Origin of the sequence: Agromyces fucosus (assembly GCF_004134865.1) — a bacterium.
In the GTDB taxonomy this organism is placed as follows: domain Bacteria; phylum Actinomycetota; class Actinomycetes; order Actinomycetales; family Microbacteriaceae; genus Agromyces; species Agromyces fucosus.
Genome location: NZ_SDPO01000002.1, coordinates 1,235,266 through 1,245,478 on the forward strand (window position 1 = coordinate 1,235,266; position 10,213 = coordinate 1,245,478).

The window sequence follows — 10,213 nt, forward strand, 5'->3', positions numbered from 1 at the left end:
TCTCAGCTGCAGGTCTGGAATCAGACGGTCTGCGTGGGGTGCGCGAGCGCCTTGGCCTTCAGGAGCTCGAACTCCTGCTGGGTGATGCTGCCGGAGTCGAGCAGGCCCTTGGCCTTCGCGATCTCATCGGAGGGGCTGGCGGAGCCGGCGGTCTGACGGATGTACGCGTCGGTCGCGGCCTGAGCCTGCTTGTACTCCTTCTGCGAGCGCTCGGCCATGCCGTTGCCGCGGGCGATCAGGTAGACCAGCGCGGTGAGGAACGGCACGAAGATCAGGAAGATGATCCACACCGCCTTCCACCAGCCGTTGAGCTTCTGGTCGCGGAACAGGTCGCCGATGATCGCGAAGAGGGCGAAGAGGTAGGCGATGAACGCGAATGCCCAGAGGAACCACCAGATCAGGTCCCAGAAACTTTCCCAAAAACTCATGTGCGTGTGCAGCCTTTCACTGTGAATGAACGCCCCCCATAGAGCGCTGCTGAGGTGAACCTACCGCGTGGCGCGCTCGCACGTCCATATGCCGCGCGGGCAGTGGCTGGGCGGAAGTGACGGCGTGCATCCCACCGCGCGAGCCTCCCGGCGGTAGCCTCGCACCGGGAGGGCACGTGGCTGACTGGGTGGCATCGCTCGACATCGACGGATGGGGCCTCGGCCTCGCGCTGCTCCCTCACCCCTGACCCTCGCAGACAGGATCTGACCGTGAGCCTCGCCATCCCGCCACGTGACCCCGAGGTCACCCCCAAGCGACTGCTGCTCCTCGCGATCCCGGCCCTCGCGATCGGCGTCCTCTCCGCGCTCGTGCTCTGGGCGCTCAACAGCGTCGCGGCGGTGCTCGATTCCGTGCTGTGGGACGGCATTCCCGGTGCACTCGGCGTCGATCCGTCGGGCTGGTGGATCGTGGTCGTGCTCACGCTCACCGGTCTCGCGGTCGGCCTCGTGCTGCAGTTCATGCCCGGGCACGGCGGCCCCGACTCGGCGACGACCGAGCTCGTCGAGCCTCCGCAACCGTTGGGGAACCTGCCGAGCCTCATCATCGTCACGGTGCTCGCCCTCGCGGGCGGCGTGAGCCTCGGTCCCGAGAACCCGATCATCGCCGTGAACTCGGCCATCATGGTCGCGATGGTCGCGCGGCTGATGCCCTCCGTGCCCATGCAGCTCGTCGTGCTGCTCGCCGCGTCCGGCACGATCGGCGCCCTGTTCGGCACCCCCGTGGCGGCAGCCCTCGTCTTCACCGGCATCGTCGCCGCGCTGAAGTCCGGGGGTGCTCTGTGGGATCGGCTCTTCCTCCCGCTCGCCGCGGCCGGGGCCGGCTCGTTCACGATGCGCCTGCTCGGCCAGCCGGCGTTCGCGTTCGACATCCCCGTCTACGGGGCTCCGCAGGCGCTCGATCTGCTCACCGGCACGGTCGTCGCGGTCGGCGCGGTCGTCGTCGGACTCGCGATGCTCGCCGCATTCCCGATCGTCTACCGTGCGATGCACTCGCTGCGGTACCCCGTGCTGGTCGCGACGGCCGGCGGGTTGCTCCTCGGACTCCTCGGCCTGCTCGGCGGACCCATCACGATGTTCAAGGGCCTCGATCAGGTCGGCGAGCTGCTGCAGGACCCCGACAAGTACGACGCGGGCCAGCTCGCCGCGATGGCGGGGATCAAGGTCGTCGCGTTGCTCATCGCGGCGAGCTCGATGTTCCGCGGCGGTCGCGTCTTCCCGGCGACGTTCATCGGCGTCGCGCTCGGCATGCTCGGGCATGCGCTGATCCCGTCGCTTCCCCTCGGCCTGGCCGTCGGTTGCGCGGTCGTCGGCGTGCTGCTCGTCGTGACCCGCGACGGGTGGATCTCGATCTTCGTCGCCGTCGCGATCGCCGGGGACATCACGATCCTCCCGATGCTGTGCGTGATCGTGCTGCCGGCCTGGCTCCTCGTGTCGGGGGTCCCCGAGTTCCGGATCGCGGCGCCGAAGAAGGACCCGGCCTCCGCGTCGGCACCCTCGGCGCCGGCCGGCGCCGACTGATGGCACCGCCTGCGGCGTGAGACGAGGGGTGCGGCGAGGCATCCGCTCGCTAGTGTCGATCTGAGCAGACGGAGGGGGTACCGGTGCAGAAGCCGTTGGTGGGACTCAGCAGGAAGAACGTCGCGCGCGAACTGACCGCGGGCGTCACCCTGCTCGCGATCGCGATCCCGCTGAACATCGGGTATGCGCAGATCGCCGGCCTGCCGCCGACCGCGGGCCTCTACGCGCTCATCGTGCCGACGGTCGTCTATGCGCTCGTCGTCTCGTCGCGGCAGCTGGTCGTGTCGCCGGATGCCGCGGCCGCGGCCCTCGTCGCCTCATCCCTCGGCGGACTCGCGGCGGCCGGCAGCGCCGACTACGCGACGCTCGCGCTCGCGCAGGCGATCATCTGCGGCATCCTCTTCGTGCTCATGTCGGTCTTCAAGCTCGGCTTCATCGCGAACTTCCTGTCGAAGCCGATCCTCGTGGGCTTCGTCGGCGGCCTCGCCTTCGACATCCTCATCAGCCAGATCGCGAAGATGCTCGGCGTGAAGATCGACTCGGGCGGGGAGTTCGTCGACAAGGTCGTCGAGCTCGTGACCGGTCTCGGCACGACGAACCCGTGGTCGCTCACCATTGCGGCGCTCTCGGTCGCCGTGCTGATCCTCGGCCAGCGGTTCCTCCGGCTCGTGCCGTGGGCGCTCATCGTGCTGATCGTCGCGACGGTCGTCGTCGTGATCGCCGATCTCGACGATGCCGGGGTCGACGTGCTCGGCGCGGTGCCGGCCGGACCCCCCGCGTTCACGTGGCCCGTCATCGACTGGACGATGTGGCTCATGCTCGTGCCGTCGGCCCTCGCGCTGACGATGGTGACGACGGCCGAGGGACTGCTCGTCTCGCGGTCGTACGGCGAGAAGAACAACTACCCGACCAGGCCGAACCGCGACCTCTTCGCCTTCGGCCTCGGCAACATCGCCGCCGGCGCGAGCGGCAGCTTCGCCATGGGCTCCTCGACCTCGCGCACCGCGGCGATGGACCAGGCCGGCTCCCGCACGCAGTTGCCCTCGCTCGTGCTCGCGGTCGGCACGCTCCTGCTCCTGGTCTTCGGCACGGCCCTGCTCGCCGACATCCCGTCGCCCGCGATCGGGGCGATCGTCGGCGTCGCGATCCTGCCGCTGCTCGGCATCAAGGACTTCCGCATGCTCTGGCGGCTCGACCGCTTCGAGTTCGCGATCGCCGCCGTCTGCTTCCTCGTGACGCTTCTCGTCGGCTCGATCGCGGGCATCGTCGTAGCCTTCGTGCTCGCGCTCATCAACCTCGCCAAGCGCGCGGCGAACCCGCCGATCGACGTGCTCGCGGCGGGCGACTCGCCCACCCAGTCGCTCCTCGGCGAGGCGCCCGTCGGCACCATGACGGCGCCCGGGGTGATCGTCATCCGGCTCGCGGCCCCGCTCTTCTTCGCGAACGGGTCGGTGTTCGACGACGCGGTGAAGAAGGCCGTCAAGGCGGTGCCCGAGGGAACCGTGAGACACGTCGTCATCGACATGGAGGCCGTCACCGACGTCGACGTGACCGGGGCCGAGAGCTTCTCGGCGCTCGTCGCGTGGCTCGATGCCCGCGGCATCGAACTCGGGTTCAGCCGCGTGCGCTCCGATGCCCGCGACCGGTTGACCGACCTCGGCCTGCTCGGCGAACGCCGGATCTTCGACACCAACCGCGCCGCGATCGCGGCGCTCGCGAGCACACCGCAACAGGGTTAGACGACGACGGCGGCCACGCCGCCAGACAGGAGTTCACACATGGGCGAGGTCATCGGCGGCATCCTGCCGCTCGCACTCGGCATCGCGATCAGCCCGATCCCGATCATCGCGGCGATCCTCATGCTGCTCTCGCCGAAGGCGAAGGGCACGAGCGTCGGCTTCATGATCGGCTGGGTGCTCGGCATCGTCGTCGCGGTCGTCGTGTTCACGCTGCTCGCCTCGATCATCCCCGAGCAGGATCCGGATGCGGCCAAGCCGATCTCCGGCGTGATCAAGCTGCTCCTCGGCGCGGGGCTGCTGTTCCTCGCCCTGAAGCAGTGGCGCGGTCGTCCGAAGGCGGGCGAGGCCGCCGCCCTGCCGAAGTGGATGTCCGCGATCGACTCGATGACCACGATGCGCGGCGCGGTGCTCGGGTTCCTGCTCTCGGCCGTCAACCCGAAGAACCTGCTCATGGCGGCCGGCGCGGGCGTGCTGATCGGCACGGCCGGCCTGAGCGGCGGCGAGATCACGCTCGTGATCGTGATCTTCGTCATCATCGCCGCATGCTCGGTCGCGGTGCCGGTGATCGCCTACCTCCTCGCCTCCGAGAAGATGGCCGGGCCGCTCGAGTCGCTCCGCGGCTGGCTCGTGCAGAACAACGCGACCGTGATGGCGGTGCTCCTCCTCGTGATCGGCGTCGTGCTGATCGGCAAGGGCATCGGAAGCTTCTGATGACGGATGTCTCGGGCGGCGCCCTTCGACCGGCTCGGGGAACAGGGGGCGGCGGGTTCGCCCACGGCACCAGGGTGCTCATCACGATCGCGGCCGCGTGCGTCGTCTTCGCCGGGGTGTGGTTCGCCCGCGACATCCTCGCCCCCGCCGCGGTGGCCGCGGTCGTCGTGATCATCGCGCATCCGGTGCGCCACCCGCTCGAGCGTCGCGGCTGGCCGAGCTGGCTCGCGACGACGGCGGTGATCGTGGTCGCGTACCTGATCCTCGGGATCCTCGCCACGCTGCTCGTCGTGGCCTCCGCGCAGTTCATCGGCATGCTGCCCGACTACGCCGACGAACTGACCGCGACCGTGCAGGCCGTCTACGACTGGCTCACGTCGCTGGGAATGACGAGCGAGGCGGCCGAGTCGGCGGCGGCCGCGATCGACCCGAAGACGCTCCTCTCCTTCGCCGCCGGCGTCGCCGACGCCGTGCTCGGCGCCGCGACCGCGTTCTTCTTCGTGCTGGCCTACGTCATCTTCATGGCGGCGGATGCCGCGAGCCTCAGCCGCGGCGGCCGGGTGTTCGGCACCGCAGCCGCCGACACGATCGGTGCCCGCTACTTCTCGGGCGTGCGCCGTTACTACGTCGTGAACGCGAGCTTCGGACTCGTGGTCGCCGTGCTCGACGGCCTGTTCCTCTGGTGGGTCGGCGTGCCGATCCCGATCGTCTGGGCGATCCTCGCCTTCGTCACGAACTTCATCCCGAACATCGGCTTCGTGATCGGCCTCATCCCGCCGGCGATCCTCGCGCTCGTCGTGGGCGGGTGGCCGCTGGCGCTCGCGGTCGTGGCCGCGTACTGCGTGATCAACGTCGTGCTGCAGGTGCTCGTGCAGCCGAAGTTCGTGAGCGACGCGGTGGGTCTCAGCCTCACGCTGACGTTCTTCTCGGTCGTGTTCTGGACGCTCGTGATCGGCCCCATCGGGGCGATCCTCTGCATCCCGCTGACGCTGCTCGTGCGGGCGCTCCTGCTCGAACCCGACGAGCGCTCGGGGCCGCTTCGGCGGCTCACGGGCGACCCGCACGCGACGCGAACCTGACGTTCCGCAGGGATTCATCGCGCCGCTCTGGCGCATGAGGCCCGCGCGCGCGTAGTCTGCAACCACGTGAGATAGGGGAGATCATGGCGGAGTTCGAATACGGCCCGGTGGAGCTGTATCTGGTGGGGTTCGAGGGCGACCGCCCCGACCCGGGCACCCTCGAGGCGATCGGCGAACTGGTCGAGGGCGGTGAGATCCGGTTGCTCGACTTCCTCGTGATCTCGCGCGAGCTCGACGGCTCGGTGCTGATCACCGAATTCGAAGAGGTGAGCGACGAGTACGGCTTCGGAACGGTCGAGCTCGAGGCGATCGGCCTCGTCGCAGAAGAAGACGCCCACGAGCTCGCCCAGGGCATTCCGCCGGGCACGTCGGGGGCGCTCCTCGCGATCGAGCTCGTGTGGGCCAAGCGCCTGGCATCCCGGTTCGCCCAGTCGGGCGGACTCGTACTGCAGACCGAACGCATTCCGGCGCCCGTCGTGAACGCCGCGCTCGCAGAAGCCGAAGGGGAGTAAGAACATGCCACTGAGAAGAATGGGACGCCCGGGCCTGATCGGCATGGCCGCTCGCACGGCCGTCGTCGCCGGAACCGCCACTGCCGTCAGCGGTAGCGTGCAGCGACACCAGCAGGAGAAGGCCCAGGGCCAGTACGAGCAGCAGCAGTACGAGGCGCAGCAGCAGCAGGCGCAGATCGACGCCGCCGCGCAGCAGGCCGTCTCGCAGCAGCAGGCGGCGATGGGCGTCGCCGCGCAGCAGGCGGTTGCCGCTCCCGCCGCCGGGGTCGACCTCGTCGGCGAGTTGCAGAAGCTCGCGGCTCTCCAGCAGCAGGGCATCCTCTCGCCCGAGGAGTTCGCGGCTGCCAAGGCGAAGCTCCTCGGCTGAGGCGTGAGTCGCCGTAGTCGATCGACGCAGCGGGCGGAAGCCCTGTCGTCGATTCCTTCGACGTACCTAGGGTGAGGGCATGGCTGTCACGCTGAGGGGTCTGTCCACCGCGGTGCCGGCGACGGTGCTCGTGCAAGACGAGGTGCGCGACGTGTTCGCGGCCCAGCCCGGCCTCGGCCGGCTGGGCCAGCGCATCGTCGCCACCTCGTTCAACGTCTCGGGCATCGAGCGCCGGCACTCGGTGCTCGACGAGCTGCGATGGGACGCGCATCCCGAAGATCCCGTGTTCTTCGACAACGAGTCCGGCGAGCTGCTCCTGCCCGGCACGAAGGTGCGCAACGAGCTGTACGCCGAGCATGCCACGCGCCTCTACGTCGAGGCGGGGCGTGCGGCGATCGAGGCCACGCCGGGCATCGAGGCATCCGATGTCACGCATGTCATCACGGTCTCGTGCACGGGCTTCTACGCGCCTGGCCCCGACTTCATGATCGCCCGCGACCTGGGCCTGAACCCCGGGGTCGAGCGCTACCACCTGGGCTTCATGGGCTGCTACGCGTCGATCCCGGCGCTGCGCATCGCCACGCAACTGGCGAAGGCGGATGCCTCGGCGGTCGTGCTCGTCGTCTCGGTCGAGCTCTGCACGCTGCACCTGCGATCGTCGAACGACCCCGACACGATCGTGGCGTCGTCGCTCTTCGCCGACGGCGCCGGTTCGGGCATCGTGACCGCGCGGCCGACCGAGCCGGGCGAGAAGGCGTTCGACCTCGACCGCTTCGCCACTCGCATCACGCCGGTCGGCGAGGGCGACATGGCGTGGAAGATCGGCGACCACGGCTTCGAGATGGTGCTCTCGAACGCCATCCCGGCGATCATCGACGATCACATCACCGGCGCGCTCGAGCCGCTCTTCGAGCACGACGACGCGCTCGCGGCGGCGCTCGCGGGCGACGGGTCGAGCGAGGCGATCGAGCACTGGGCGATCCATCCGGGGGGCCGCAGCATCCTCGACAAGGTCGAGACAAGGCTCGGGCTCACCGAGGCGCAGCTCGTGCCCGCGCGCGACACCCTGCGCGACTACGGCAACATGTCGAGCGCGACGGTGCTGTTCGTGCTGCGCAACATCCTGCACTCGGATGCCGCCGCCGACGGCGACCGCGTCGCAGCGATGGCGTTCGGGCCGGGCCTGACGGTCGAGTCGGCGCTCCTGACCGTTCGGGTGTGATGGTCGTGCTGCTCGGCGGGCCGGCATGAGGTCGCTGCGAGCGCGCGACGCCGAGGCGCAGGAGCTCATGGACGGGCCCGATGCCGACCCCGTGATGCTCGCGAAGACCTACGAACGGTTCCGGCTCGTGAACGCCGTCGTCTCGGGGGAGCGCGCCGTCTACCTGCAGTGGATCCGCCCGCGGCTCTCACCGGTCTGGGGCACCCGCCTGCTCGACGTCGGAGCCGGCAGCGCGGACCTGCCGCGGCGGCTGCTGCGATGGGCCGACGCCGACGGGTTGCGCCTCGAGATCACGGCGATCGACCCCGACGCCCGCGCGATGGCGTGGGCATCGGCTCGGCCGCCGACGCCGGGACTGACGCTCCGCCGCGCGATGAGCGGCGACCTGGTCGACGAGGGCGAGCACTTCGACCTCGTGGTCTCCAACCACGTGCTGCACCACCTCGACGGGCGCGAGTTCGGCGCGCTGCTGCGCGACAGCGAACTGCTGCTCGGCCCCGGCGGCCTGGCCGTGCACGGCGACATCGAGCGCACGCGGCTCGGCTACGCGGGATTCTGGCTCGGCACGCTGCCGTTCGCGGGCAACCTGCTCGCCGGCTCCTACATCCGCCCCGACGGGCTCACCTCGATCCGGCGCAGCCACACGGCGGGCGAACTCGCGCCCGTGCTGCCCGAGGGATGGGCCGTGCGGCGGGCGTTCCCGTCGCGGCTCGAGGTGGTCTGGGGAGCGGATGCCTGAGGCATCCGCCGGCTCGGTGCGCGTCGGCAAGCACGACGTCATGCACGACGTCGTCATCGTCGGCGGCGGGCCGGTCGGACTACTGCTCGCATGCCTGCTCGCGCAGCGCGGCCGCGACGTCGCGGTGCTCGAGCGCCGCACCGAGCGGTCGGGGCGATCGCGCGCGATCGGCATCCATCCGCCGGGGCTGCGCGCACTCGGCCGGGTCGGGCTCGAGGCCGAGGTGCGGGCTTCCGGCGTCGAGATCCGCGAAGGGCGTGTGACGTGCCGCGGCCGCGTGCTCGGCTCGATGTCGTTCGTCCGGGCGGGCTCCGTGTGGTCGCTGCCGCAGCTCGAGACCGAGGCGATGCTCGAGCGACGGCTCGCCGAGCTCGCCTCCGAGGCCCTCATGCACGGTGTCGAGGTGCAGGGGCTCCGCGATCTCGGCACGCACGTCGAGGTCTCGGGCGACCACGGCGGCGAGACCGTCACGCTGCTCGCCCGCTACGTCGTCGGGGCCGACGGCGTGCGCAGCGGCATCCGCGAGCTCGCCGGCCTCGGCTGGGCGGCCAAGCCCGGTCGCGCGCACTACGTGATGGGCGACACGCGCGACGACACCGGGGAGCCGTCGACGGCGCTGCTCCACTTCGAGCCCGCAGGGGTCGTCGAGTCGTTCCCGCTCCCGGGCGGGAGACGCCGCTGGGTCGCATGGGTGCGCAGGCCGCTGCCGGAGGTCGGGCCGATGCAGCTCGCCACGATCGTCGCCGCGCGCGTCGACGGCCGGTTCGATCCCGAGGCCGCGGGGGAGCCGAGCGTCTTCGAGGCGCGGCAGCACCTGGCCGAGCGGATGCATCGGGGCCGCGTCGCCCTCGCCGGCGATGCCGCTCACGAGATCAGCCCGATCGGCGGGCAGGGTATGAACCTCGGATGGCTCGACGCACTGCTTCTCGATCGAGAGATCGAGCACGCGATCGAGACGGGCGCACCCTACGAGGCGTTCGAGCGCTACGAGCGCACGCGGCGGGCGTCGGCGGCGCGGGCCATCCGTCAGGCCGCGTTCAACATGCGCATGGGGGCTCCGGCCGCGGGAGCGCGGCTACGGGTTCGTAACGCCGCCGTGCGCGCCCTCGCGATCCCGCCGTTCCGGGCGGTGCTCGCCCGGGCGTTCACCATGCGCTGGCTGTAGAAGAGAAGATGTGGAGTGACCCCGCCGCGGTGATCAGGTCGTGGGTCGGGGCCTCGCTCACAACGGCGCGGGTGCCGCACGTTTGCGAGCGACCGCGGCGACGGCCTTCGCGTGTTCTCTGGGGTCACGGGTGCGACACGCCCGGGATGCACGCAGGGTTTGCGCACTGCTCGGGTTTCCTCGTAAAGTAATCCTTCGTTGCCCCACAGGAGCGCAGAGCGGGATTGCTGAGAAGCGTCTGGTTCTGATCCTCAAGTTGGCACGATGATCCCAAGCTTGTGAAGGTGTTTTCTTCCGGGTTTGAAGCGTTCGGATGCGTCCTTGGTGGGATGGCCGGATGAGAACGAAGTAGCTCCGGTGGTTCGGCCCTGTTGTGGGTTGGTTGTCGGGTGCGTCCGTTCCTTGAGAACTCAACAGCGTGCACTATGTTCAATGCCAATTTTATTGAACCCCAGCTTGTCCCTTTTTGGGGTGGGTATGGATTCCTTTGATTGATGGACAATTTGATTTTGAGTAGTCAGTTGTTTCTCTGTCAGTGATTGAAACTCTCAATGCCGTCTTCGGATGGTGTTGGAACCATTTTTTTTGGAGAGTTTGATCCTGGCTCAGGACGAACGCTGGCGGCGTGCTTAACACATGCAAGTCGAACGATGAACTTGGAGCTTGCTCTGGG

At 69.5% G+C, this 10,213-nt stretch carries 10 protein-coding genes and 1 rRNA gene; 10 read left to right on the forward strand and 1 reads right to left on the reverse strand.

The window, feature by feature from the left end:
- Window positions 1–20: 20 nt before the first annotated feature.
- Window positions 21–428: an SHOCT domain-containing protein gene (locus tag ESP57_RS11485; protein ID WP_056007404.1), complete on the reverse strand. Its 408-nt coding sequence runs from the start codon at window positions 426–428 to the stop codon at window positions 21–23.
- Window positions 429–698: 270 nt separating this feature from the next.
- Here ESP57_RS11485 and ESP57_RS11490 point away from each other — a divergent pair, with 270 nt between their 5' ends.
- From ESP57_RS11490 to ESP57_RS11535, 10 genes are all read left to right on the forward strand, one after another.
- Window positions 699–2,006, forward strand: a complete 1,308-nt coding sequence (locus tag ESP57_RS11490) for an ion channel protein (RefSeq protein WP_243648492.1) — start codon at window positions 699–701, stop codon at window positions 2,004–2,006.
- An 83-nt stretch (window positions 2,007–2,089) separates the two neighbouring features.
- Complete coding sequence (locus ESP57_RS11495; protein ID WP_129231615.1) at window positions 2,090–3,745, forward strand: SulP family inorganic anion transporter; 1,656 nt, start codon at window positions 2,090–2,092, stop codon at window positions 3,743–3,745.
- Between the two features lie 39 nt (window positions 3,746–3,784).
- The gene (locus tag ESP57_RS11500) at window positions 3,785–4,456 is read left to right on the forward strand and encodes a GAP family protein (protein WP_056007414.1); all 672 of its coding nucleotides are present in this window, start codon (window positions 3,785–3,787) and stop codon (window positions 4,454–4,456) included.
- Complete coding sequence (locus tag ESP57_RS11505; RefSeq protein WP_129231616.1) at window positions 4,456–5,535, forward strand: AI-2E family transporter; 1,080 nt, start codon at window positions 4,456–4,458, stop codon at window positions 5,533–5,535. The genes ESP57_RS11500 and ESP57_RS11505 overlap by 1 nt, the downstream gene beginning before the upstream one ends.
- Window positions 5,536–5,618: 83 nt before the next feature.
- Window positions 5,619–6,047, forward strand: coding sequence for a DUF6325 family protein (locus ESP57_RS11510; protein ID WP_056007422.1), 429 nt, complete (start codon window positions 5,619–5,621; stop codon window positions 6,045–6,047).
- Between the two features lie 4 nt (window positions 6,048–6,051).
- Window positions 6,052–6,414 (forward strand): SHOCT domain-containing protein, encoded by a 363-nt coding sequence (locus ESP57_RS11515; protein WP_115959693.1) that lies wholly within the window; start codon window positions 6,052–6,054, stop codon window positions 6,412–6,414.
- 79 nt (window positions 6,415–6,493) lie between these two features.
- Window positions 6,494–7,636 (forward strand): type III polyketide synthase, encoded by a 1,143-nt coding sequence (locus tag ESP57_RS11520; protein WP_056007428.1) that lies wholly within the window; start codon window positions 6,494–6,496, stop codon window positions 7,634–7,636.
- Between the two features lie 25 nt (window positions 7,637–7,661).
- A complete protein-coding gene (locus tag ESP57_RS11525) occupies window positions 7,662–8,375 on the forward strand; it encodes a methyltransferase domain-containing protein (protein WP_115959695.1) in 714 nt (237 codons plus the stop codon).
- On the forward strand, window positions 8,368–9,540 hold the full coding sequence (locus tag ESP57_RS11530; protein WP_056007434.1) for an FAD-dependent oxidoreductase: 1,173 nt from the start codon (window positions 8,368–8,370) through the stop codon (window positions 9,538–9,540). Before ESP57_RS11525 ends, ESP57_RS11530 begins: the two co-directional genes overlap by 8 nt.
- A gap of 582 nt (window positions 9,541–10,122) precedes the next feature.
- A 16S ribosomal RNA gene (locus ESP57_RS11535) occupies window positions 10,123–10,213 on the forward strand; the annotation flags it as partial.

Coding starts and splice junctions, on each gene's coding strand:
- ESP57_RS11510 (WP_056007422.1), top strand. CDS start 5,619: ATGGCGGAGTTCGAATACGGCCCGGTGGAGCTGTATCTGGTGGGGTTC.
- ESP57_RS11500 (WP_056007414.1), top strand. CDS start 3,785: ATGGGCGAGGTCATCGGCGGCATCCTGCCGCTCGCACTCGGCATCGCG.
- ESP57_RS11525 (WP_115959695.1), top strand. CDS start 7,662: ATGAGGTCGCTGCGAGCGCGCGACGCCGAGGCGCAGGAGCTCATGGAC.
- ESP57_RS11485 (WP_056007404.1), bottom strand. CDS start 428: ATGAGTTTTTGGGAAAGTTTCTGGGACCTGATCTGGTGGTTCCTCTGG.
- ESP57_RS11520 (WP_056007428.1), top strand. CDS start 6,494: ATGGCTGTCACGCTGAGGGGTCTGTCCACCGCGGTGCCGGCGACGGTG.
- ESP57_RS11505 (WP_129231616.1), top strand. CDS start 4,456: ATGACGGATGTCTCGGGCGGCGCCCTTCGACCGGCTCGGGGAACAGGG.
- ESP57_RS11515 (WP_115959693.1), top strand. CDS start 6,052: ATGCCACTGAGAAGAATGGGACGCCCGGGCCTGATCGGCATGGCCGCT.
- ESP57_RS11530 (WP_056007434.1), top strand. CDS start 8,368: ATGCCTGAGGCATCCGCCGGCTCGGTGCGCGTCGGCAAGCACGACGTC.